This window comes from Schaalia sp. HMT-172 (assembly GCF_030644365.1).
Lineage (GTDB): Bacteria > Actinomycetota > Actinomycetes > Actinomycetales > Actinomycetaceae > Pauljensenia.
The window spans coordinates 1,334,845-1,358,435 of record NZ_CP130058.1 but is presented as its reverse complement, the minus strand read 5'-3'; the positions used below and the strand labels follow the sequence as shown (position 1 = coordinate 1,358,435).

The following is a 23,591-nucleotide window of genomic DNA, read 5'->3' as shown; positions in this document are numbered from 1 at the left end:
CCCCTCAATCGGGGTGGGGGCCGCTCAAGTGACGGTTAGATCACAGGTCGTAGTACATCTGGTATTCGTAGGGGTGTATGTAGGCGCGCATCGGGGCGACCTCGTTGGTCTCCTTGTACTCCAGCCACGTGTCGATGAGGTCCTGCGTGAAGACGTCGCCCTCGGTGAGGAACTCGTGATCCTCACGCAGCGCGTCCAGGGCGGCCTCGAGGGAGCTCGGTAGCTTCGCGATGTCCTGGTACTCGGTCGGGGGCAGTTCGTAGAGATCCTTGTCGATCGGCGCTGCCGGCTCGATGCGGCGCTTGATGCCGTCGATGCCCGCCATGAGGCACGCGGAGAACGCCAGGTAGGGGTTCGCGCTCGGATCCGGCACGCGGTATTCCACGCGCTTGGCCTTGGGCGACGTGCCCGTCACGGGGATGCGGATACAGGCGGAGCGGTTGCGCGCCGAGTACACGAGGTTGATTGGAGCCTCGAAGCCGGGGACCAGGCGTCGGAAGGAGTTCACCGACGGGTTCGTGAAGGCCAACAGCGCGGGCGCGTGCTCGAGCAGGCCGCCGATGAACCAGCGCGCCGTGTCGGACAGGGAGCCGTAGCCGCGCTCGTCGTAGAAGAGGGGCTCGCCGTTCTTCCACAGCGACATGTGCGTGTGCATGCCCGAGCCGTTGTCCCCAAACAGGGGCTTGGGCATGAAGGTCGCGGAATGACCGAACTCGAGGGCGGAGTTCTTGATGACGTACTTGAACTTCATCATGTCGTCGGCCGCGGTCTGCAGCGTCGCGAAGCGGTAGTTGATCTCCTGCTGGCCGCCTGAGCCGACCTCGTGGTGTGCGCGCTCGATCGTCAGGCCGACCTCCTCGAGGAGGCGGCTCATCTCGTCACGCACGTCCGCGTACTTGTCGGCGGGGGAGACGGGGAAGTAGCCGCCCTTCACGGCCACCTTGTAGCCCATGTTGCCGCCCTCTTCGACGCGGCCGGTGTTCCAGTACGCCTCGGGGGAGTCGACGGAGAAGAAGGTGTTGTGGGGGCTGACCTGGTAGCGCACGTCGTCGAAGAGATAGAACTCGGCTTCGGCGCCGATAAAGCACTGGTCCGCGATGCCGGTGGAGCGCAGGTAGGCCTCGGCCTTGGCGGCCACCTGGCGCGGGTCGCGCGAGAAGGGTTCGTCGGTAAAGGGGTCGACGATTGAGAAGTTGACGACCAGGGTCTTGCGGTCGCGGAACGGATCGACGAAGGCGGAGGAGATATCCGGGATGAGCTTCATGTCGGACTCGTGGATGGCGGTGAATCCGCGCACCGAGGAGCCGTCGAACATGAGACCGTCCGACAAAGCGGCGTCCAGGAATTCGCTCACGGGGATCGTAAAGTGCTGCTGAACCCCGGGGACGTCGCAGAAGCGGACGTCGACGAGTTCAATGTTCTGCTCGGAGATAAAGTCTGCGACCTCTTGGGTGGAGGTGAACATGAACGTCCTTCTTTGTGGGAGAGCTGTACTCAATGGTCAAGAATCGGTCAATTCGTAACCAAGTCCAGTATATGCCTACAGGTGGCGCCCGCGCGTATTGGTTTCATTATTCAAAGGTTTCATGACATAGAGCACGCCCACAGAGGGTGACGGGCGCTCCCAGCCACGGCCTCGTACGCTGGGACCGTGGCAGATCCTTCGACGTACAGGCCCCGCACGGGAGACATTCCGACCTCGCCGGGCGTCTACCGATTCTCCGACCCTCACGGGCGCGTCATCTACGTCGGCAAGGCCAAGAACCTGCGCAATCGCCTCACCAACTACTTCCAAGACCTGGCGAACCTGCACCCGCGCACCCAGCAGATGGTGACGACCGCGAGCGCCGTTCAGTGGACCGTCGTGCGCTCCGAGGTGGAGGCCCTCACGCTGGAGTTCACGTGGATTAAGGAGTTCAATCCGCGCTTCAACGTCATGTTTAAGGACGACAAGTCCTACCCCTACCTGGCGGTGTCGATGGGGGAGCGCTTCCCTCGCGTGCAGGTCACGCGCGAGCGCAAGAGGGCCGGGTCACGCTACTTCGGTCCGTACACGCAGGTGTGGGCGATTCGCGACACGATCGATCAGCTCCTTCGTGTCTTCCCAATGCGCTCGTGCTCGGCGGGCGTATTCCAGCGTGCGAAGGCTCAGGGGCGTCCGTGCCTGCTCGGCTACATCGACAAGTGCGCGGCGCCGTGCGTGGGGCGCATCTCCATGGAGGAGCATCGCGAGCTCGCTGAGGAGCTGTGCCAGTTCATGGAGGGGCGCACGGGCCCGGTGATCCGGGACCTCGAGGAGCAGATGCGCCAGGCGTCGGCGGAGCTGAACTTCGAGCGCGCCGCGAAGCTGCGCGACGACGTCAAGGCGCTGCGCACGGTGCTCGAGCGCAACGCGGTCGTGCTCGACGACGGGTCGGACGCGGACGTGTTCTCTCTCGTCAGCGACGACCTGGATGCCGCCGTTTACGTCTTCCACGTGCGCGGCGGGCGCATCCGCGGTACGCGCGGCTGGGTGATTGAGCGCGTGGATGGGGCGGGGGATGAGGCGCTCATGTCCCGCCTCCTCGAGCAGGTGTATTCCTCGGCGTCGATGGACGAGGCCGGGGCGGGGAGTGCGACGAAGGTGGCGGCGGTGAGCGTGGACGACGTCGCGCACACCCCGACCTCGGCGATCCCGCGCGAAGTGCTCGTCTCCGTTGAACCCGAGGAAAAGGAGACCATCGCGCGGTGGCTGGCACAGATCCGCGGCGCGTCCGTGTCGATCCACGTGCCCAAGCGCGGCCCGAAGGCCCAGCTCATGGAGACAGTCACGGAGAACGCCCGTCAGGGGCTCGCCCTGCACCGCACGAAGCGCGCGGGAGATATTACGGCGCGCTCGAAGGCGCTCGAGCAGCTTGCGGAAAACCTGGATTTGCCGGGCGCGCCCCTGCGCATCGAGTGCTACGACGTCTCGCACACGGGCGGGGAGAACCAGGTTGCCTCAATGGTGGTCTTCGAGGACGGTATGCCGCGTAAGGACGCGTACCGCACCTACAACATCCGCGGCGAGGACGGAAACGGCACGCCCGACGACACGAGCGCGATGAACGAGGTCCTCACCCGTCGCTTCTCGCGGCTCCTCGCCGAGGAGGCCGGCGTCAAGGGCGAGGACGAGGATGGCGTCGCCTTCGCCTCCGGCCCGATCGACGAGACGACCGGGCGTCCCAAGCGTTTCTCGTACAGGCCCGACCTGGTCGTTGTGGACGGCGGCCTGCCCCAGGTCAACGCCGCTCGCGCCGCCCTGGACGCGGTGGGCGCGGACGTGCCCGTCGTTGGCCTGGCCAAGCGCCTGGAGGAGGTGTGGATTCCCGGCGACGAGTTCCCCCTCATCCTGCCGCGCACCTCGGAGGCTTTGTATCTGCTCCAGTATCTGCGCGACGAGTCCCACCGCTTCGCGATCACGAAGCATCGCAAGAGGCGCTCGAAGGCTCAGCGGCGTTCGGTGCTGGACTCCATCCCGGGGCTTGGACCCGCGCGCCAGGCGGCGTTGCTCAAGCATTTCGGCTCCGTGAAGCGGATTCGGGAGGCGAGTCTCGAGCAGATTGCCGAGGTTAAGGGCGTGGGACCCGCCCTCGCTGCTTCGATCCGCGATAGGCTTGCAGCATCGTCAAGGGAGGACACACCATGACCACGATGCTTCCGATGCCGCTTCCTGCGCGGGTGCTGCTCCTGGGCTCCGGCGAGCTCGGCAAGGAGGTGACGATCGCCCTGAAGCGTTACGGCTGCACGGTGATTGCCGCAGACTCCTACGAGGGCGCTCCCGCGATGCAGGTCGCCGATTCCTCCCTGGTGTTCGACATGAGCGACCCAAACGCCTTGCGTGAGGTTCTTGACGGCGTCGACGTCGACCTGATCGTTCCCGAGGTCGAGGCCATCGCCACGGACGAGCTGTCCGCTGCGGAGGAGCGCGGCGTGCGCGTGGTCCCTAACGCCTTCGCCGTCCAGGCCACGATGGACCGCCAGCGCATCCGCACCCTGGCGGCCGCCCTGCCCGGCGTGCGCACCTCCGCCTTCCGCTTCGCGCGCAGTGAGGCCGAGCTGGAGGAGGCCCTCGACGAGGTCGGCTACCCGGCCTTCGTCAAGCCCACGATGTCCTCCTCCGGCCACGGTCAGTCTCGCGTGAGCAGACCCGAGCAGGCCCGGGCGGCGTGGACCCACGCCGAGGAGGATGCGCGCGCGACAACCGGCGTGGTCATCGTCGAGGAGGGCATCGACTTCGACTACGAGATCACCCTGCTCACCGTGCGCTCATGGGACGCAGCAAGCTCCAGCGTCCACACCTCCTTCTGCGAGCCCATCGGCCACCGCCAGGAAGACGGCGACTACGTCGAGTCCTGGCAGCCGATGGCGATGAGCGAGGAGGCGCTCGCCTCCGCCCGGCACATGGCCAAGGAGGTCACCGACGCCCTCGCCGAGCACGGAAACGGCCCGTGCCTGGGCATCTTCGGCGTCGAGTTCTTCGTGCGTGGCGACCAGGTGTGGTTCTCCGAGCTCTCGCCTCGCCCCCACGACACCGGCATGGTCACCATGGTGACCCAGCCCCAGTCCGAGTTTGAGCTCCACGCGCGCGCCATCCTCGGCCTGCCCACCTCCACAGCCCTGGCCAGCCCCGGCGCCTCCGCCGTCATCAAGTCCGCGCGCGCCATCGCATCCCCGGCCTACCGTGGCGTCGCCACCGCGTTGGCCACCGCCGACATCGTGCGCCTCTTCGGCAAGCCGATCAGCCGCGCTGGGCGCCGCGTCGGCGTGGTCGCCGCCACCGCCACCACCCCCAAGGAATCGCGCGTCATCGCCCGACGCGCAGCAGCCGCCATCATGATCGACGACGCTGCGCGCCCCAGCGCATAGCACGCCCCCGCACACGCCTACCCCGCCCCCAAGGAGGACACCATGACCGATCACGCACCCCAGGAAGCGCCACGCGCCGCGGACGCCCCGGCCTCGTCCGCGAGGGAGGAAAACCCGCGCACCTTCCCCGAGGGCATCCCCGTGCGCGACATGATGCGTGTCAAGTACGAGCCCCGCGCCTCTAACGAAGTCCTCATCATCACCGGCTACTCGGGAGCGGGCCGCACGGGCGCCGCGCGAGCCCTCGAAGACCTCGACTGGTACGTCGTGGACAACCTGCCCCCGTCGATGCTGCCCGCCCTGGTCGGCATGATGTCCAACGACCCCGCTGCCGGCGTACACCGCCTGGCCGTCGGCGTCGACGTGCGTTCTCGCACCTTCTTCCGCACGCTGGACGCGACCCTCGAACAACTCAAGGGAGCCGGCATCGCCTACCGCATCATCTTCCTGGAGGCAAGCCCCCAGGCCCTTGTGCGACGCTACGAGTCCAACCGGCGCCCCCACCCCCTCCAGGGGGCGGGCACCCTCATGGACGGCATCAAGGCAGAGATTCGTCTGCTTGCCCCGCTGCGCCGCGCCGCCGACGAGGTCATCGACACCTCCGCCATGAGCGTGCACGACCTCACCCGACGCATCCGAGACATCGTGGCGGGGGAGAAGCGCCCCCTGCAGGTCACCGTCGAGTCCTTCGGTTTCAAGCACGGGCTGCCCCTCGACGCCGATCACGTCGTCGACGTCCGCTTCCTGAAGAACCCCTACTGGGTCGACGAACTGCGTCACCTCACCGGAAAAGACCAGGCCGTCGCCGACTACGTCCTCTCCCAGCCCGGTGCCCGCGAATTCGCTCTCGGCTATGCCGACTTGTTGGCCCCCATGCTCGCCGGCTATCTGGCAGAATTGAAGCCATTCGTCACGATCGCCGTCGGCTGCACGGGCGGAAAGCACCGCTCCGTCGCATGCTCCGAGGCCATCGCCGCTCGCTTGCGCGAGCACGGACATTCGGTGCGCGTCATGCACCGCGACATTGGGAGAGAGTAATGCCCTACCTTGATGCAGCTGGCTGGGTCCAACGAGGAGAATCCGGCCAGTCCATCGTCGCCCTCGGAGGCGGACACGGCCTGTCCGCGACCCTGCGGGCCCTTCGCCACATCACCCGCGCCCTGACCGCCGTCGTCACAGTCGCCGACGACGGCGGCAGCTCCGGCCGCCTCCGCCAGGAAATGCCGATCCTGCCGCCCGGCGACCTGCGCATGGCGCTGGCGTCCCTGTGTGAGGAATCCGAATGGGGCCTGACATGGCGCGACGTCATGCAGCTGCGCCTGGACACGACCGGCCCGCTCAACGGGCACGCCCTCGGTAACCTGTTGATCTCCGGCCTCTGGCAGCTCCTCGACGATCCCGTCGAGGGCCTCGACTGGGTCGGCCGACTCCTCGGGGCTCAGGGACGCGTCCTGCCCATGTCGACCACCCCGATCGACATCGAAGCCGACATGAACGACGGCGGGCGCCGCTACGTCGTCGCCGGCCAGTCCAAAGTCGCGGTCGCGCCCGGCACCGTCGAGCACGTGCGCATCACCCCCGAGGCTCCCGCGGTGCCCGGCGCCGTCATCGAGGCCATCTCTGAGGCCGACTGGGTCGTCCTGGGCCCCGGCTCCTGGTACACCTCCGTTATCCCGCACCTGCTGGTTCCCGAGATCAACCGAGCGCTGGCCACGACCGACGCCCACCGTGCTCTCGTGCTCAACCTCGCCCGCCAGCGCGGCGAAACCGACACGATGTCGACGGCCGATCACGTGCGGGTGCTGCGCGAGTACGCGCCCGCGCTCAAACTCGACGTCGTCGTCGCCGACCCCACCGCCTGCGACGACATCGACGACCTGATCGTCGCCGCCGAGGAGCTGGGCGCTCGCGTCCTGCTGCGCCAGGTGCGCACCGGCGACGGGGCGCCCCACCACGACCCGCTGCGCCTCGCCGCAGCCCTACGTGACGCATTCGACGGCTTCCTCGGGGAGGTCGGCCAGGCCGAAACGTGGTTACCTTAGAACCTGTTGCCCGCTGACAAACAACAGACACCATAGGGAGAATCCGTGTCGCTGACATCAGACATGAAGGACGAGCTCGCGCGCGCCGTCATCACCACCCCCTCCGAGGTGGCCGCCGAGGTAAGCGCGACGCTGCGCTTCGCGGGCGGACTCCACCTCGTCGGTGGGCGCATCCTCGTTGAGGCCGAGCTCGACTCGCCCGTCGCCGCGCGCAGGCTGCGCACCTACCTTCAGGCTCTGTACAACGCCGAATCTTCCGTGGTCGTCGTCTCCGGCTCCTCCCTGCGCCGGGGCAAGCGCTACGTCGTGCGCGTCGTCCACAAGGCTGACGAGCTCGCGCGACTGACCGGTCTCGTCGACTCGATGCGCCGCCCCGTGCGCGGGCTTCCCCCCGTGCTCGTCGCGTCGGGAAGCGCCGAAGCCGCCGCTATCTGGCGTGGAGCCTTCTTAGCACGCGGCTCCCTCATGGAACCCGGTCGCTCCTCCTCTCTCGAGATCACCTGCCCCGGCCCCGAGGTCGCCCTGGCCATGGTCGGCTGCGCACGCAAGCTTGGAGCGGCGGCCCGCTCCAAGGAAGTGCGAGGCGCCGACCGCGTGTCCGTGCGTGACTCCGACGCCATCGGCACCCTCATCGCCGCCATGGGCGCGCCCCAGACCTTCGAGGCGTGGCAGGAGCGCCGCGAACGCCGCGAGGCCCGCGGCAGCGCAAACCGGTTGGCCAACTTTGACGATGCCAACCTGCGGCGCTCCGCGCGCGCCGCCGTCGCCGCGGGTGCCCGCGTCGAACGCGCCTTCGAGATCCTCGGTGACGACGTGCCCGCACACCTGCTTGAGGCCGGCACGCTCCGTCTGCAATACAAGCAGGCATCTCTGGAAGAGCTCGGCAAACACACGAATCCGCCGCTCACGAAGGACGCCGTCGCCGGACGCATCCGCCGACTCCTGGCCCTGGCGGACAAGGTCGCGCACGAACGCGGCATACCGGACACCGAATCCGCCCTCACTCTCGACATGCTCGAAGAGGACTGACTTCCTCCCCTGTTACGTTCGTCCCGGTCCAAACGAGAATTACCCCACGTGCAAATTTCGAAATTGGATTGTGACAGAGTCCGCTTTCGGGTGTAGATTAGGAACTGCTGGAACCGCAGAAATCTGCGGGCCGGGCTGGCAACCCGCACGCCCGGTTGCATCGAAAACCGTGCCCTGTGAGGGCACGAGCAGGAGGAACCATAGTGACCACCCGCGTTGGCATCAACGGCTTCGGCCGCATCGGCCGTAACTTCTTCCGCGCAGCTCTCGAGCAGGGCGCGGACATTGAGGTCGTCGCCGTTAACGACCTGACCGACAACAAGACCCTTGCTCACCTGCTGAAGTACGACTCGATCACGGGTCGCTTCCAGGGTGAGGTGTCCTACGATGACGAGGGCATCATCGTCAACGGCAAGCACATCAAGGTGCTCGCACAGCGTAACCCCGCCGATCTGCCCTGGGGCGAGCTCGGCGTTGAGGTTGTCGTCGAGTCCACGGGCTTCTTCACCGATGGCGAGAAGGCCAAGGCTCACCTGGACGGCGGTGCCAAGAAGGTCGTCATCTCCGCTCCCGCGAAGAACGTCGACGGCACCTTCGTCATGGGCGTGAACGAGGACAAGTACGACGGCGCCACGATGAACATCGTGTCGAACGCTTCCTGCACGACCAACTGCCTCGCCCCCCTGGCCAAGGTTCTCGAGGAGAACTTCGGCATCGAGCGCGGCATCATGACCACCATCCACTCCTACACGGGCGATCAGCGCGTCCTCGACGCCCCCCACAAGGATCTGCGTCGCGCCCGCGCCGCGGCCCTGAACATGATCCCCACCAAGACCGGTGCTGCCCAGGCTGTCGCCCTGGTCCTGCCCGAGCTCGAGGGCAAGTTCGACGGCCTCGCCGTCCGCGTCCCCACCCCGACCGGCTCCCTGACCGACCTCACCTTCATCGCGAAGAAGGAGGTCTCCGTCGAGGCCGTCAAGGCTGCCGTGAAGGCCGCCGCTGAGGGTGAGCTCAAGGGTGTTCTCGAGTACACCGAGGATCCGATCGTTTCCTCCGACATCGTGGGCGACCCGCACACCTCGATCTTCGACGCCACCGAGACCAAGGTCATCGGCAACCTCGTCAAGGTCCTGTCCTGGTACGACAACGAGTGGGGCTACTCGAACGCTCTCGTTCGCCTCACCGCCCTCGTCGGCTCCAAGCTCGCCTGAGCACACAGCTGAAACACCAGCCATGAGCTGATCAGCGAGATGCCCGTGCACGCGCGTGCACGGGCATCTCGTACATCATCACCGCCTTCAGACCGAAAGGACTCCTCGTGAGGACCATCTCCACCCTGGGCGACCTGCGCGGCAAGCGCGTCCTCGTCCGCTCCGACTTCAACGTTCCGCTCAAGGACGGCGTCATCACCGACGACGGCCGTATCCGCGCGGCGCTGCCGACCCTCAAGACCCTCACCGACGCCGGTGCCAAGGTTGTCATCATGGCCCACCTCGGCCGCCCCAAGGGCAAGGTCGATCCCGCCTTCTCGCTGGCCCCCGTCGCCAAGCGCCTTGCTGAACTCTCCGGCGTGAAGGTCACCCTGGCCTCCGACGTCGTTGGCCCCTCCGCCGCCCAGACCGTTGCCGACCTGGGCGAGGGCGAGATCGCCCTGCTCGAGAACGTTCGCTTCGACCCCCGCGAGACCTCTAAGGTTGACGAGGAGCGCGAAGAGCTCGCCCGCGAGTACGCCAAGCTCGGCGACGCCTTCGTCTCCGACGGCTTCGGCGTGGTCCACCGCAAGCAGGCCTCCGTCTACGACATCGCCAAGGTGCTGCCCTCGGCCGCCGGCCTGCTCGTGCTCAAGGAGATCGAGTCCCTGTCCAAGGTCACCGGCGACCCCGAGCGTCCCTACGGCGTCGTCCTCGGCGGCTCCAAGGTCTCCGACAAGCTCGGCGTCATCGCCAACCTGCTGAAGAAGGCCGACATGCTGTTCATCGGCGGCGGCATGGTCTTCACTTTCCTGGCCGCTCAGGGCTACTCCGTGGGCAAGTCCCTGCTCGAGGTCGATCAGATCGACACCGTTAAGGGCTACATCGCTGAGGCCGCCGAGCGCGGCGTCGACCTGGTCCTGCCCGTTGACGTCATCGTCGCCCCCGAGTTCGCGGCCGACGCGCCCGCGACCGTCGTCACGGTCGACGCCATCCCCGAGGACCAGATGGGCCTCGACATCGGCCCTGAGTCGCAGAAGCTCTTCGCCGACAAGCTGGCCACCGCCAAGACCGTGGCCTGGAACGGTCCCATGGGCGTCTTCGAGTTCGACGCGTTCGCCGGCGGCACTCGCGCCGTCGCCGAAGCCCTGTCCACGGGCTCCATGTTCTCCGTTATCGGCGGTGGCGACTCCGCCGCGGCCGTGCGCCTGCTCGGCTTCGACGAGAACACCTTCTCCCACATTTCCACTGGCGGCGGCGCCTCCCTCGAGCTCCTCGAGGGCAAGGTTCTGCCCGGTATCGCAGTTCTGGAGGACTGACTCATGGCACGTACCCCCCTCATGGCCGGCAACTGGAAGATGAACCTCGATCACCTCGAGGCCAACCACCTCGTCCAGGGCCTGGCGATGGCGCTGTCCGACGCGGGACACGACTACTCCAAGTGCGAGGTCCTGGTTATCCCGCCGTTCACCGACATCCGCACCGTCCAGACCATCGTTGACGCCGACGACCTGCGCATCAAGTACGGTGCCCAGGACGTCTCCATCCACGACAACGGCGCCTACACCGGTGAAATCTCCACCGAGATGCTCACCAAGCTCGGCGTCACCTACGTGGTCATGGGCCACTCCGAGCGCCGCGAGTACCACGGCGAGTCCGACGAGCTCGTCGGCGCCAAGGCCCGCAAGGTCTTCGACGCTGGCATGACCCCGATTCTGTGCTGCGGTGAGGCCCTTGAGGTCCGCAAGGCCGGAACCTACGTCGAGTTCGTCCTTGGCCAGATCCGCGCCGCCCTGGCCGGCTGGAAGGCCGAAGAGGTCGCCAAGATCGTCATCGCCTACGAGCCCATCTGGGCCATTGGCACCGGCGAGACCGCATCCGCTGAGGACGCCCAGGAAGTGTGTGGCGCCATCCGCGCCGCCCTGGCCGAGGACTTCGGCGCCGAGACCGCCGAGGCCACCCGCATCCTCTACGGTGGATCCGCTAAGCCCGGCAACATCAAGGAGCTCATGGCCCAGCCCGACGTCGACGGCGGTCTCGTCGGCGGCGCCTCCCTCAAGGCCGATTCCTTCGCCGCCATGGCGACGTTCTACGCCTGAGTAGACATCACGCGCCAGCCCCGCCCAGCCACTTAGGCCGGGTCGGAGCGGATGCGAGGTGGGGCCAACCGGTGTGCCGGTTGGCCCCACCGTCATTCTCCGTTACACTTAGCATGTATGTGCCCGGCATTGGGCGTGAACGTGATAGAGACTGGACCGACTGTGACGATTCTGAACAACGTGCTGACCGTGCTGATCTACCTGACCAGCATCCTGCTGACCCTGACCATTCTGATGCACAAGGGACAGGGCGGTGGCCTGTCGGACATGTTCGGTGGCGGCATCTCTTCTTCCGCGGGCTCTTCGGGCGTCGCTGAGCGTAACCTGAACCGCATCACGCTGGGCACCCTGCTGGTCTGGGTCATCTGCATCATCTGCTACGCGCTTCTGGTTAAGTTCGGCTCCTGATCCGTCAGGATCGACGTCGTCCTAGGGCTCCCCACCCTCGTGTGGGGAGCCATTTTCTTGTGGTCGTAGTGCATCGAGCCACGTCGTTTTCGTCATGCCTATTTCTTGTTCTTCCTGTGCGCGTCGGCGCTCGCAGCGGCATTGCTTCAGCTGGATCAGTGGTGGATGTCCCTGCCGATTGCTCTCGTGTTGATGCTGAGTCCATTCATCACGATCGTCTTCTTGTTTATCAATGAGATCTCGTTGGTTCGCCGCGAGGGCTTCTCTCTGTCACTCGCGCTTCCGCTCCTGTTTGCGTGCACTATCGTCGCCTGGTTTGTCGCGCTTCCCGCAGCGCTGCTCGCCGGCTTACCCGCAGTGGTACCGGGCTTGGTGGCCGCGCTAACGGTGTGCGGCGTTTGGTTTTCCTCTCATGCACAGCACTCCTGTTGTACTCCTGGTTCTATCGTGCGTTGCCCAGGAAGAGCCGCTATGACTTCATTGTCATCCACGGTGCGGGGCTTATGGGAGAGGAGCTGACCCCTCTTCTACGCGCCCGCGTTGATCGGGCCTACGACCTATGGGTTGCGCAGGGCAGACAGGCCACCCTCGTGCCATCGGGCGGTCAGGGCGCCGACGAGGTGATTTCTGAGGCCGAGGCCATGGCCCGCTACCTGCGTTCGCTCGGGGTCCCGGATTCGCAGATCGTTTTGGAAGACGCGTCGACGACCACGTGGGAGAACCTGATCAATTCGCGTGACCTGATCGCAGGCCTTACCGAGGAGGATAGTCCCCGGTCGGTACTGGTCACGAGCGACTACCACGTATTCCGTCCTGCGATGTACGCTCGAGCAGTCGGCTTCAACGCGGATGGCTTAGGGTCCAAGACCGCCTTCTACTATTTCTCGACGGCTTTTATCCGGGAATTCATCGCTATCTCCCGCAAGTACTGGTGGCCCTATGCGGTCATTATGGGGCTATGGGCGCTGGCGACGGTCGCCATCTACGCTCTAGCGGTTCTTCGCTGAGTGGCGTGTACACCACGTGACCTGAGCGAGGCTGGTGACAACCACCGAAGACAGAACAATCGGGGGCGGCAACTGCCGCCCCCGATTCATGCCGTAGACATCAACGTCAGTCCTACGCAATCCGCGCGGCTGCAGTCTCGTCGAGGTAAACGCGAGTCGAGGGGGAGAGGATACCCGCGACGGGAAGGTCAAACGGCGACGCACCTGCGAAGGCTCGTCCGAGGGCATCCGCCTTCGCGGAACCCGCAGTCGTCAGCCACACCTCACCGCACGCACGCATGATGGGCATCGACACCGTGATGCGCTCGGGCGGCGGCTTGGGGGAGTTGCGGATCGCCAGGATGGGGGAGGGCTCCTCCAGGTCAACACGCCCGGGGAACAGGGAACAGATGTGCCCGTCGGGCCCCATACCGATCAAAGCAATGTCGAAGGAGCGATCACCCATAAGCTCGCGCCACGTGTTGGCGAATGCCGTGGTCGCTGCGTCGAGAGAACCGGCACCTGGCGCGGACGCATCCGAGGTCGGCATGCGGACCAACTCGACGCCGGACGCCGCGCGGAAGAACCCCTCCCACGCCTGATCGTCGTTGCGATCCTCGTCGCCCGCTGGCACATAACGCTCGTCAACCAGCCACACGCGCACGCGTGACCAATCGACCTCGCCAACAAATGGAAGCAACGAGGGCAACAGGCTCGTCGTGATCGCGCCACCGGAGATGGCCAGGTCGACGCGAGAACCGGCTTCGGCCTCGTTGATGAGCGTGCGCAGACGAGCGAGGAACGCTCGGCCCACGGCCTGGTTGAGTTCCTCGACTGTCGGCAGGACCTCAAGCGTGTGCACGGCCACCATCGTTACTCTCCCTCAGAGCTTGCAGCCAGTCGCGGGAGTTCCTTCGTGAGGAGCTCGCCGTAGTACACGTCCGGGTCGAGGCGACGCAGGTCCTCCATGAGGGAATCCTGCACGGAGCGACGGGCCAGGTTCACGCTGCGATCCTCCAGGCCCGGGCGCGAGAGCCGTGCGACCGAGGAGGTGGCGCTGCGCGACAGCGACACGGTCGTGTCATCGTCGAAGGAGAACGTGATGTCGGTGATCGTGTGTGCCTCGGGATCGACGATCCGATCGACGGGCACACCCAGCTGGTGGTGCAGCCACGCGGCCACGAGGAACGGCGAGGGATGCGTGGCGTTACCCGCGACGCGGATAGAAGTGGGCAGGCGGTCGAAGTCCTCGGCGACGGCTGCGAGCAGCGCGCGCCACAGGGTGACTCCCGCCCACGCCAGATCGATGTCGCCCGGCGTGTAGACGAGCGACAGGGCCGACAGGGTCTCCATCGGGCACTCCGTGGCGCGCGAATCGGTAATGCGTTTGACCGCGAGGCGGCCCAGTGGGTGCGCGCCCGGATTCTCGGGCGGGGTGACCGGCCAGTAGGTGACGACCGGCGTGTCCGACTGCAGGAGCGGCATGACGAGCGAGTCAATATTCGACGCCGCCTCGCCACGAGGCTCCAGAATGATGATGTCCGACAGGCCCGCCGCGTCGCCCACGCGGATCTGCGCGTTAAGCAGAGCATTACCCGCGGTCGACTCGGGCTCGACGATGACGATGACGCGGCACGGGTGCTCGCGCGAGACAGCGTCGGACACCTCGATCGCCTTGTCGACGTCAATCATGTCGGGAACGCAGATCAGCAGCGTCAGGACGCGGCTCAGGGCGGCGGAACCGCGCTCGTCGCGCAGCTCCACGATGCGGGAAGCAACCTCGGCGGACGTGGTGTTCTTCAGGGTGATGATCACGGGAGCCTCCAGAAGCGGCCGTCGCGGGCCAGCATGTCGTGCGCGGATTGGGGACCCCACGTGCCCGGCGTGTAGGGCTCGGGCTGGCCCTGGGTCTCCCAGAAGGACAGGATCGGGTCGAGAATCTTCCACGAGGCCTCGACCTCGCGCTGGTGCGGGAAGAGGGGCGCGGAGCCGACAAGTGCGTCGAGGATGAGGCGCTCGTAGGCCTCTGGCGAATCTTCGGTGAAGGCATGGCCGTAGGCGAAGTCCATGGTCACGTCGCGCACCTGCATCGATGTGCCCGGTACCTTCGCGCCGAGTTTGAGGGTCAGGCCCTCGTCAGGCTGCACGCGGATGACAAGCGCGTTCTGGGCGGACTCGCTGAGGGCAGAATTGCCGAAAGGCACGTGCGCGGAGCGCTTGAAGATCACCGCGATTTCGGTGACGCGCTTGCCCAGGCGCTTGCCGGCACGCAGGTAGAAAGGCACGCCAGCCCAGCGTCGCGTATCCACGAAGAGCTTGATCGCGGCGAAGGTCTCGGTCGTCGAGTCGGAGGGAATGCCGTCCTCCTCGAGGTAGCCGCGCACCTTGTCGCCGCCCTGCCAGCCGCTCGCGTACTGTCCGCGGGCCGTGTCGGCGGCCAGGTCCTCGGGCAGGCTCACGGCGGACAGTACCTTTTCCTTCTCGGCCTGGATCTCCTCGGGCGTGAAGTGAACGGGCTCCTCCATGGCGGTCAGTGCCATGAGCTGGAGGAGGTGGTTCTGAATGATGTCGCGCGCCGCGCCGATGCCGTCGTAGTAGCCCGCGCGCGTGCCGATGCCGATGTCCTCGGCCATCGTGATCTGCACGGAGTCGACGTAGTTGGCCTTCCACAGGGGCTCGAACATGGCGTTCGCAAAGCGCATGGCCATGATGTTCTGGACCGTCTCCTTGCCCAGGTAGTGGTCAATGCGGAAGACATCCTGCTCATCGAAGATCTGCGAGATCACGTCGGACAGCTCGCGCGCCGACTCAAGGTTGTGGCCAAAGGGCTTCTCGATGATGACGCGGCGCCACTCGCGGCCCTGTCGCTTGTTCAGGCCCGTGTCGGACAGGTGCTTGGCCACGACGGGGAAGTACGACGGCGGAATCGACAGGTAGAAGGCATGGTTGCCGCCGGTGCCGCGCACCCGGTCAAGCTCGGCGACGGTGTCGGCGAGGCGACGGTATGCTTCCGGGTCATCGAAGGTGCCGGAGACGAAGCGCAGGCCCGATCGGAGCTGATTCCACGTCCCCTCGTTGAAGCCGGTGCGGGTGTGCGCCTCGATGGACGCGCGCACGTACTCCTCGAAGTCCTGGGGGCTCCAGTCTCGGCGCGCGAAGCCGGTCAGGGAGAACGCGGGGTGCAGCAGACCGCGGTTGGCCAGGTCGTAGATGGCGGGCAGGAGCTTCTTGCGCGCGAGGTCACCAGTGATGCCGAAGATGACGAGGCCGCAGGGCGGCGAGATGCGCGGAAGCCTGCGGTCTTGCGGATCGCGCAGGGTGGGAATCGCGTTGGTCACGAGGTAACGCTCCGTTCACTCGGGGAGGGGGACGAGGCCGTGGCCCGAACACTTCGCCCGCGAGGGAGAGGGACGGGACCGAGGACCCACACATGACTATGAGAATAGGGCTGCTGACGCGCACATGCGCGTCAGCAGCCCTTCCGTTAGTTTAGGTGACTACAAAGTCACGCGCGTGCTTCCGCGATGGACTCCTTCGCGGCGGCGGCGACGTGCTCGGCGTCGATGCCGTACTCCTTGAAGAGCGCATCGCCCGGCGCGGAGGCGCCGAAGTGCTCGATGGAGACCGCGCGGCCGGCGTCGCCGATCCAGCGGAACCAGGGCAGGGCCAGGCCGGCCTCGACGGAGACGCGGGCGCGCACGGACGGGGGCAGAACCTCGTCGCGGTAGGCGCGGTCCTGGGCCTCGAACCAGTCGAGGCAGGGGACGGACACGACGCGGGCGGCGATGCCGTCGGCGGCGAGGGCCTCGCGCGCCTCGAGGGCGACGGAGACCTCGGAGCCTGAGGCCATGAGGATCACGTCGGGCGTTCCCTCGGTGTCGGCCAGGACGTAGGCGCCGCGGCTGAGGTTGTCGGTCGTAGCCAGCCCGGTGCCTTCGCCGCGAGCGGGGTTGGGCAGGTTCTGGCGCGACAGGATGATCGCGGCCGGGTGCGACTGCTCGAGGATGGCCTTCCAGGAGGCGGCCGTTTCGGCGGCGTCGGCGGGGCGCACGACCGCGAGGTTCGGGATCGCGCGGTAGGAGGCCAGGTGCTCGATCGGCTGGTGGGTCGGGCCGTCTTCGCCGACGCCAATGGAGTCGTGGGTCCACACGTAGGTCACCGGCAGGTCCATGAGGGCCGCCAGGCGCACGGCGCCGCGCATGAAGTCGGAGAACACGAAGAACGTGCCGCCGTAGGCGCGGGTGAAGCCGTCGGCTGCGATACCGTTGAGCGCGGCACCCATCGCGAATTCGCGCACGCCGAAGTGCAGGTTGCGGCCGAACTCGTCGCCGCTGAACGACGCAGAGGAACGGTGCTCGGGTAGGAAGGAAGGCTCTCCCTTCACGAACGTGTTGTTCGAGCCTGCCAGGTCGGCCGAGCCGCCCCACAGTTCGGGCAGGACGGGGGCAATCGCGTTGAGGACCTGGCCGGAGGCGGCGCGGGTCGCCAGCGCCTTGCCCTCTTCGAAGGTGGGCAGCGCGGCCTCCCAGCCGTCGGGCAGGCGGCCGGCGGACAGTCGCTCGAGCAGAGCGGCGCGCTCGGGGTTGGCGGCCTTCCACGCCTCGAAGCGTGCGTCCCAGTCCTTGCGGTACTCGGCTGCGCGGGCGGCGGCGCGGGCGCGGACCTCGTCCACGAGGGCGGCGTCGACGTCGAACATCTTCTCGGGGTCGGCGCCCAGGGCGACCTTGAGTCCCTTGAGGGCGTCGGAGCCGAGCTTGGCGCCGTGGATGCCGCCGGTGTTCTGCTTGCCAGGGGTCGGCCAGCCGATGATGGTGCGCAGCGCGATCAGCGAGGGCTTGGTGGTTTCGGCCTTCGCAGCCTCGAGGGCGTCGTTCAGGGCGGCGGTGTTCTCCTCGTAGGAGCCATCCTCGCCGAGCCAGTCGACGCGCTGGACGTGCCAGCCGTAGGCCTCGTAGCGGGCCAAGACGTCCTCGGTGAAGGCGATCGAGGTGTTGTCCTCGATGGAGATGTGGTTGTCGTCCCAGATGACGGTGATGTTGCCGAGCTCCTGGGTGCCGGCCAGGGAGGAAGCCTCGGCGGAAACGCCCTCTTGGAAGCAGCCGTCGCCGGCGATGACGTAGACGTTGTGGTCGAAGACGGACTCGCCCAGCGGGGTCCCCGGATCGAGCAGGCCGTGGACGCGGCGGGCGTTCATGGCGAAGCCGACGGCCGATGCGATGCCGGTGCCCAGGGGCCCGGTGGTGATCTCAACGCCCTTGGTGTGCCCGTATTCGGGGTGGCCGGGGGTCAGGGAGCCGGCGGTGCGCAGCTTCTTGACGTCGTCGAGCTCGAGGCCGAAGCCGGTGAGGTAGAGCTGGACGTACTGGGTCAGCGAGGAGTGCCCCGCCGACAGGATGAAACGGTCACGGCCGATCCAACGAGGATCGGCCGGATCGACGTTCATGACCTTGTTGTAGAGCAGGTATGCTGCGGGGGCGAGGGAAATGGCGGCTCCGGGGTGTCCTGATCCCGCCTGCTCGACGGCGTCCGCCGCGAGGAGCTTGGCGGTCTTGACCGCGTCGTCATCGATATGGTCCCATTGAAGTGTCACGTCGGCCTCCAGCCGTTGTTGGACCCCAGCGTCGGGGTAGGGAAATGGTTACCGGGTCACATATTAGCGAAAATGTGCGCACGCGCATAGGTATCGCGCACATTTGTTGAAATCTCGCTTACTCTGACACCATGACGTCCTTGGAAGCCCTCGTGCATGAGTGGGTGGACTATCTGCGCGTCGAGAAGGGCGCATCGGCGCACACCGTCTCCAACTATCGGCGTGATGCCCTGCGATACGTCCGTGACCTCGCCGACCGCGGCGTCGCGAGCCTCGCCGAGGTGAGTGTGCGCGACATCGAGGACTACACGATGCGCCTCGCCTCTGGCGAGGTGACGGGCCACCCTGCCGCGGCCTCGTCGGTCGCCCGCGCATCCGCTGCCATTCGTGGCCTGCACAAGTACGCGCTCACGGAAGGGCTTGTCGGGGTCGACCCCTCCGCCCAGTTGTGCGCCCCCCGTGCGGGACGCCATCTGCCCAAGGCCCTGACGGTCGAGGAGGTGGGGCGCCTGCTCGACGTCGCCCACGCGGACGATTCGCCCATCGGTTTGCGTGACTGTGCGCTCCTGGAGCTGTTGTACGCGACGGGCGCGCGCGTGTCCGAGGCAGTGAGCCTGAGCGCCGATGACCTTGACCTTGACGGCGACGTCCCGGTGGTCCGCCTGTTCGGGAAGGGGCGCAAGGAACGCATCGTCCCCGTCGGTTCCTTCGCGGTCGAGGCGCTGGGGGCGTACCGGGTTCGTGCGCGTCCGGCCCTTGCGGCACGAGGCCGTGGCGCGACCGCGTTCTTTCTGAACTCTCGGGGCGCCCCCCTCTCTCGCCAGAGCGCGTGGACCGCGATCCGCAGGGCCGCCGAAGCCGCGCAGCTGGGGTCGAGGGTGTCGCCCCACACGCTGCGCCACTCCTTCGCGACTCACCTGCTCGAGGGTGGGGCGAGCGTGCGCGAGGTGCAGGAGCTGCTCGGACACGCCTCGGTGGCCACGACCCAGATCTACACGGCGGTGAGCGCCGCGGCCCTGCGCGAGGTCTTTACGCTCTCGCACCCCCGGGCGCGTGGCACCGACGAGATTGCACGGCAATGACCTAGGATGGAGGAGTGACCATGAATTCGCATCCGACGCTGACGCCCGACCTGCCCACTGAGCAGGTCGACTTCCCCGTGCCCGCGCCCCTGAAGGGCCACGGACCCGCACGCGTGATCGCGATGTGTAATCAAAAGGGAGGCGTCGGCAAGACGACGACCACGATCAACCTGGGCGCCGCCCTGGCCGAGTACGGTCGCCGCGTCCTGATCGTTGACTTCGATCCGCAGGGGGCGGCGTCTGTCGGGTTGGGGATCAACGCCCTCGACATGGAACAGACGATCTACACGCTGCTGATGAACCCCAAGGCCGACGTGCGTGCGACCGTGTGCCACACGGCCACGGAGAACCTGGACATCATCCCGGCAAACATCGACCTGTCGGCCGCGGAGGTTCAACTGGTCAACGAGGTCGCGCGCGAGAGCGCCCTGGCGCGCGTGCTGCGCCACGTCGAGGCCGACTACGACGTCATCCTGATCGACTGTCAGCCCTCGCTCGGCCTGCTTGCGGTGAATGCGCTGACCGCCGCGCACGGCGTCATCGTGCCCGTGGAGGCCGAGTTCTTCGCCCTGCGTGGCGTCGCCCTGCTGGTCGAGACCATCGAGACGGTGCGCGATCGCATCAACCCGCGCCTGAAGATCGACGGCATCGTGGCGACGATGGTCGACTCACGCACCCTGCACTCGCGCGAAGTCCTCCAGCGCCTGAAGGAGGCCTTCGGGGATCTGGTCTTCGACACTCGTATCGGGCGCACGATTAAGTTCCCGGACGCCTCGGTGGCCACCGAGCCGATCACGTCCTACGCTCCCAACCACGCGGGGGCGCACGCGTATCGCCGACTGGCGCGGGAAGTCATCGCCCGTGGCGACGCCGCCTGAACCGATCGAGATTCAGGGGGAGTTCGAGCTCTTCGCCGTGAGGCTGCCCGTCTTCGAGGGGCCCTTCGACCTGCTCCTGTCCCTGATCGCGCGCAAAAAGCTCGACATTACCGAGGTGGCACTCGCCCAGGTGACGGACGAGTTCATCGCCTTCATGAAGGCCTCGCCCGACCTGTCACGCACGACCGAATTCCTGGTCGTCGCCGCAACGCTTCTCGACATGAAAGCCGCCCACCTCTTGCCCCGCCTCGACGAGGAGGAAGACGTGAGCGAGGCGGACCTGGAGGCCCGGGACCTCCTGTTCTCCCGACTCCTGCAATACCGCGCCTTCAAAGAAGCGGCGAAGGAGATCGACGCGCGCATGGTTGCGTGCGCCTCCTACGTGGCCCGCGACGTCGCCCTCGAGCCCCACTTCGCCACGCTCCTGCCCGAGCTCACCTGGCTCACCAGCCCCGAGGACCTGGCCCGCCTCGCCGCCGACGCCCTCTCCCAGTCGGCGCCCACCGTCCAGGTCACCCACCTGCACGACCCGGTCGTGCCTGTGCGCGAGCAGGCCATCGTCGTCGCCGACAAGCTCGCGTCGGCAGGGGAGATGACCTTCCGGCAGCTCATCGCCGATGCCGCCACGCGCGCCGTCATCGTGTCGCGTTTCTTGGCGCTCCTCGAACTCTTCCGGCGAGGGGCCGTCGAGTTCATCCAGGAGGGGGCGCTGGGGACACTTTCGATCCAGTGGAGAGCCGAGGTGGACGCGAGCGACATCGACATTGACGAGGCGCCACGCGGCACGCGCCCCGAGGACACGCCCGCCGCCGTGGGCGCCACGGCCTCGTCGACGGGGAAGAATGCACGGACGATGGAAGGAGACAGCGGCGATGACTGACGAGCAGCTGCGAGGGCCGATCGAGGCGATCCTGATGGTCGCCTCCGAACCGGTGTCCGTCGACGAGCTCGCGGGCGCCCTTGAGGCGGATCCGCTCGACGTGGCGGAGACGCTGCGCTCCCTGGCGAGCGAGTACCTCGGCCAGGGGGAAGGGCCGGCGCGCGGCTTCGAGCTGCGCGAGGTCGCGGGAGGCTGGCGCATCTACTCCGCGCGCGCCTACGCCGACGTCGTCGGTCGCTTCGTCGTGGGCTCCTCCCATGCGCGCCTGTCCCAGGCCGCCCTCGAAACCCTGGCGGTCATCGCCTACCGCCAGCCTATTTCACGCGCCCGCATCGCTCGCATCCGCGGGGTGAACGTCGACGGCGTGGTGCGCACCCTGCTCGCTCGAGGCCTCGTGGAAGAGACGGGGGCGACACCATCCGGGGCGCGCCTATACGGCACGACCGGGGAGTTTCTTGAGAAAATGGGGATGACGAGCCTGTCGGAGCTGGTACCCTTGGCACCCTACTTGCCAGACGCCGATGCGCTGGACGAATTGGAGGAAGAACTATGAGGGCTAACCCTTACACCGAGGGTGGCGTGCGACTGCAGAAGGTGCTCGCCCAGGCCGGCGTCGCTTCTCGGCGCGCGTCCGAGCAGATGATCGCGGATGGCCGCGTGAGCGTGGACGGAACAGTCGTGCGCACCCAGGGCGTGCGGGTGGATCCCGCAACCCAGGTCATTCACGTCGACGGCGAGCGCCTGATCCTGGACGAGACCAAGCACATCGTGCTGGCCGTCAACAAGCCGATCGGCACCGTGTCCACGATGAGTGACCCGGAGGGACGCCCGACCATCGCCGACCTGATCGCTGACTACCCCGAGCGCCTCTACCACGTGGGTCGACTCGACATCGACACCTCGGGCCTGCTGTTGCTGACCAACGACGGCGAGCTGGCGAACCGCCTGACCCACCCGTCCTACGAGATTCGCAAGACATACGTTGCACGCCTGCACGGCGAGGTCAAGCCGGGAGTCAAGCGCACTCTCATGAACGGAATCGAGCTGGAGGACGGCCCGATCAAGGTGGATGCCTTCCGCGTTGTCGACACCTACGGCGACATCACCACCGTTGAGATCGTCGTCCATGAGGGCCGCAATCGACTCGTGCGACGCATGATGGAGGCCGTCGGCTACCCGGTCCGCGAGCTCGTGCGTACCGGCTTTGGGCCGATCTCTCTCGACCACCTCAAGCAGGGCACGACCCGCCGCGTCAAGGGCAACGCTCTGACGGCGCTGTACGGGGCCGTCGGCCTGTGAGCGCCCAGGGCGGTGGCGCACCCACGCGCGTCGTGTCCACGGTGGGTCCTGTCCTCATCATCGGGTCGGGCCTGCTGGGCGCGTCCCTCGGGCTCGCCCTGCGCGCCGGGGGAGTGGGAGTCTACCTCGAGGATGCCTCGCCCACCTCCCTGCGCCTGGCCTCCGACGTGGGCGCCGGCGTCCCTTTCAGTGACGTTATCGCCGAGGCCGGGGTCGGCTACGAGGACGTGGGCGCGGATGGGCACGGATACGAGGCACCGCGCATCGTTGTGGTCGCGACCCCTCCCGACGTCGCCGACCGGGTTATCGTCGATTCTCTTGTGCGATTCCCCAACGCTATCGTCACGGACGTCGCCTCGGTCAAGGACGCGGTCGTCGCCGACGTGCTTGCCACGCTCGCGCAGCGCGGCTTCCAGGACGAGGCGTGCCGCTACGTGGGCTCACACCCGATGGCTGGACGCGAGCGCTCCGGCGCCGGCGCGGCCGACGCCGACCTGTTCTACGGTCGGCCGTGGGTGATCGTGGCCCACGAGTCCACGTGGCCTCGTGCGGTGTTGGCCGCGCGTGCGCTTGCCACGGACGTGGGCGCGGTGCCCCTGGAGATGAACGCGGGCACGCACGATCATGCGGTGGCCCTGGTGTCCCACGTGCCGCAGCTCGTGTCGTCGATGCTGGCAGCGCGCCTCGTTGATGCTCCCGCGCAGGCACTCGGTTTGGCGGGGCAGGGGCTGCGTGACACGGCGCGTATCGCGGCCTCCGATCCTCGCTTGTGGACGGCGATCCTGGCCGGCAACGCTGGGCCTGTCGCCGACATCCTGCGCGAGTTGAGGGGCGACCTGGATGACCTGCTGACCCACTTGGATGCGGCCGCCGAGCTGGGCCCGCTTCGGGGCGGCAGCGTCGGTGCGATCAACCGCGTGATGACGGCTGGCAATCAGGGCGTCGCGCGCATCCCCGGCAAGCACGGTGGAGCGCCTTCTCGGTACCGCGAGGTCGAGGTGCTGATCCCCGATGAGCCCGGTGCGCTCGGGCGCCTCTTCAGTGAGCTCGGTGAGGCCTCCATCAACATCGAGGACCTGGTTCTCGAGCACTCGGCGGGCGCGCAGGCTGGCGTCGCTCGCGTCATGATTGACCCGGCGGTCGCTGACCGCTGCGCCGCGGACCTGCAGGAGCGGGGCTGGCGGCTCATTACCCACTAGAACAACCTCGATGAGGAGAATC

Annotated in this window: 21 protein-coding genes; 16 read left to right on the top strand and 5 right to left on the bottom strand. The window is 67.0% G+C overall.

The genetic code is table 11. The features are described from left to right. Nucleotides 1-40: 40 nt before the first annotated feature. Complete coding sequence (glnA, locus tag QU663_RS05735) at nt 41-1,465, bottom strand: type I glutamate--ammonia ligase (RefSeq protein ID WP_021611223.1); 1,425 nt, start codon at nt 1,463-1,465, stop codon at nt 41-43. 186 nt (nt 1,466-1,651) lie between these two features. Here glnA and uvrC point away from each other — a divergent pair, with 186 nt between their 5' ends. From uvrC to QU663_RS05685, 10 genes are all read left to right on the top strand, one after another. Then, complete coding sequence (gene uvrC, locus QU663_RS05730; RefSeq protein ID WP_021611224.1) at nt 1,652-3,667, top strand: excinuclease ABC subunit UvrC; 2,016 nt, start codon at nt 1,652-1,654, stop codon at nt 3,665-3,667. Then, the gene (purT, locus tag QU663_RS05725; protein WP_021611225.1) at nt 3,664-4,887 is read left to right on the top strand and encodes a formate-dependent phosphoribosylglycinamide formyltransferase; all 1,224 of its coding nucleotides are present in this window, start codon (nt 3,664-3,666) and stop codon (nt 4,885-4,887) included. The genes uvrC and purT overlap by 4 nt, the downstream gene beginning before the upstream one ends. A gap of 42 nt (nt 4,888-4,929) precedes the next feature. Next, nucleotides 4,930-5,925, top strand: coding sequence for an RNase adapter RapZ (rapZ, locus tag QU663_RS05720; protein ID WP_021611226.1), 996 nt, complete (start codon nt 4,930-4,932; stop codon nt 5,923-5,925). Further along, the gene (yvcK, locus tag QU663_RS05715) at nt 5,925-6,929 is read left to right on the top strand and encodes a uridine diphosphate-N-acetylglucosamine-binding protein YvcK (RefSeq protein ID WP_021611227.1); all 1,005 of its coding nucleotides are present in this window, start codon (nt 5,925-5,927) and stop codon (nt 6,927-6,929) included. The genes rapZ and yvcK overlap by 1 nt, the downstream gene beginning before the upstream one ends. Before the next feature lie 45 nt (nt 6,930-6,974). Continuing rightward, a complete protein-coding gene (gene whiA / locus QU663_RS05710) occupies nt 6,975-7,958 on the top strand; it encodes a DNA-binding protein WhiA (protein ID WP_034480606.1) in 984 nt (327 codons plus the stop codon). Nucleotides 7,959-8,161: 203 nt separating this feature from the next. Further along, complete coding sequence (gene gap / locus QU663_RS05705) at nt 8,162-9,169, top strand: type I glyceraldehyde-3-phosphate dehydrogenase (RefSeq protein ID WP_009056013.1); 1,008 nt, start codon at nt 8,162-8,164, stop codon at nt 9,167-9,169. A 107-nt stretch (nt 9,170-9,276) separates the two neighbouring features. Then, complete coding sequence (gene pgk, locus QU663_RS05700) at nt 9,277-10,467, top strand: phosphoglycerate kinase (protein ID WP_021611229.1); 1,191 nt, start codon at nt 9,277-9,279, stop codon at nt 10,465-10,467. A gap of 3 nt (nt 10,468-10,470) precedes the next feature. After that, nucleotides 10,471-11,247, top strand: coding sequence for a triose-phosphate isomerase (gene tpiA, locus QU663_RS05695; protein ID WP_034480609.1), 777 nt, complete (start codon nt 10,471-10,473; stop codon nt 11,245-11,247). A gap of 162 nt (nt 11,248-11,409) precedes the next feature. After that, nucleotides 11,410-11,655: a preprotein translocase subunit SecG gene (gene secG, locus QU663_RS05690; protein WP_009056010.1), complete on the top strand. Its 246-nt coding sequence runs from the start codon at nt 11,410-11,412 to the stop codon at nt 11,653-11,655. 503 nt (nt 11,656-12,158) lie between these two features. After that, entirely contained in the window at nt 12,159-12,662 is a 504-nt protein-coding gene (locus tag QU663_RS05685; RefSeq protein ID WP_232210911.1) for a YdcF family protein, read from the top strand. 112 nt (nt 12,663-12,774) lie between these two features. On the opposite strand, the gene pgl is transcribed toward QU663_RS05685, so the two are convergent. From pgl to tkt, 4 genes are all read right to left on the bottom strand, one after another. Continuing rightward, nucleotides 12,775-13,512 carry a 6-phosphogluconolactonase gene (gene pgl, locus QU663_RS05680; RefSeq protein ID WP_021611233.1) on the bottom strand — a complete coding sequence of 246 codons (738 nt, stop codon included), beginning with the start codon at nt 13,510-13,512 and terminating at the stop codon, nt 12,775-12,777. Between the two features lie 2 nt (nt 13,513-13,514). Continuing rightward, nucleotides 13,515-14,456, bottom strand: a complete 942-nt coding sequence (locus QU663_RS05675; protein WP_021611234.1) for a glucose-6-phosphate dehydrogenase assembly protein OpcA — start codon at nt 14,454-14,456, stop codon at nt 13,515-13,517. Then, on the bottom strand, nt 14,453-15,979 hold the full coding sequence (zwf, locus tag QU663_RS05670) for a glucose-6-phosphate dehydrogenase (RefSeq protein WP_304990516.1): 1,527 nt from the start codon (nt 15,977-15,979) through the stop codon (nt 14,453-14,455). Before zwf ends, QU663_RS05675 begins: the two co-directional genes overlap by 4 nt. A 167-nt stretch (nt 15,980-16,146) precedes the next feature. Further along, nucleotides 16,147-18,231, bottom strand: coding sequence for a transketolase (tkt, locus tag QU663_RS05665; protein ID WP_021612328.1), 2,085 nt, complete (start codon nt 18,229-18,231; stop codon nt 16,147-16,149). A 131-nt stretch (nt 18,232-18,362) separates the two neighbouring features. Here tkt and QU663_RS05660 point away from each other — a divergent pair, with 131 nt between their 5' ends. Genes QU663_RS05660 through QU663_RS05635 form a run of 6 tightly spaced genes read left to right on the top strand, consistent with a single transcriptional unit; the run spans nt 18,363 to nt 23,569 of the window. Continuing rightward, a complete protein-coding gene (locus tag QU663_RS05660) occupies nt 18,363-19,313 on the top strand; it encodes a site-specific tyrosine recombinase XerD (protein WP_021612329.1) in 951 nt (316 codons plus the stop codon). A gap of 14 nt (nt 19,314-19,327) precedes the next feature. Beyond that, entirely contained in the window at nt 19,328-20,191 is an 864-nt protein-coding gene (locus tag QU663_RS05655; RefSeq protein ID WP_034481786.1) for a ParA family protein, read from the top strand. Further along, nucleotides 20,175-21,071: a ScpA family protein gene (locus tag QU663_RS05650; protein ID WP_021612331.1), complete on the top strand. Its 897-nt coding sequence runs from the start codon at nt 20,175-20,177 to the stop codon at nt 21,069-21,071. Before QU663_RS05655 ends, QU663_RS05650 begins: the two co-directional genes overlap by 17 nt. Further along, a complete protein-coding gene (gene scpB, locus QU663_RS05645; RefSeq protein ID WP_021612332.1) occupies nt 21,064-21,624 on the top strand; it encodes an SMC-Scp complex subunit ScpB in 561 nt (186 codons plus the stop codon). The genes QU663_RS05650 and scpB overlap by 8 nt, the downstream gene beginning before the upstream one ends. After that, nucleotides 21,621-22,370, top strand: coding sequence for a pseudouridine synthase (locus QU663_RS05640; protein WP_021612333.1), 750 nt, complete (start codon nt 21,621-21,623; stop codon nt 22,368-22,370). The genes scpB and QU663_RS05640 overlap by 4 nt, the downstream gene beginning before the upstream one ends. Continuing rightward, complete coding sequence (locus tag QU663_RS05635) at nt 22,367-23,569, top strand: prephenate dehydrogenase (protein ID WP_021612334.1); 1,203 nt, start codon at nt 22,367-22,369, stop codon at nt 23,567-23,569. The genes QU663_RS05640 and QU663_RS05635 overlap by 4 nt, the downstream gene beginning before the upstream one ends. Nucleotides 23,570-23,591: the final 22 nt, after the last annotated feature.

Coding starts and splice junctions, on each gene's coding strand:
- glnA (WP_021611223.1), bottom strand. CDS start 1,465: ATGTTCACCTCCACCCAAGAGGTCGCAGACTTTATCTCCGAGCAGAAC.
- purT (WP_021611225.1), top strand. CDS start 3,664: ATGACCACGATGCTTCCGATGCCGCTTCCTGCGCGGGTGCTGCTCCTG.
- rapZ (WP_021611226.1), top strand. CDS start 4,930: ATGACCGATCACGCACCCCAGGAAGCGCCACGCGCCGCGGACGCCCCG.
- yvcK (WP_021611227.1), top strand. CDS start 5,925: ATGCCCTACCTTGATGCAGCTGGCTGGGTCCAACGAGGAGAATCCGGC.
- tpiA (WP_034480609.1), top strand. CDS start 10,471: ATGGCACGTACCCCCCTCATGGCCGGCAACTGGAAGATGAACCTCGAT.
- QU663_RS05685 (WP_232210911.1), top strand. CDS start 12,159: ATGGGAGAGGAGCTGACCCCTCTTCTACGCGCCCGCGTTGATCGGGCC.
- pgl (WP_021611233.1), bottom strand. CDS start 13,512: ATGGTGGCCGTGCACACGCTTGAGGTCCTGCCGACAGTCGAGGAACTC.
- QU663_RS05660 (WP_021612329.1), top strand. CDS start 18,363: ATGACGTCCTTGGAAGCCCTCGTGCATGAGTGGGTGGACTATCTGCGC.
- scpB (WP_021612332.1), top strand. CDS start 21,064: ATGACTGACGAGCAGCTGCGAGGGCCGATCGAGGCGATCCTGATGGTC.
- QU663_RS05640 (WP_021612333.1), top strand. CDS start 21,621: ATGAGGGCTAACCCTTACACCGAGGGTGGCGTGCGACTGCAGAAGGTG.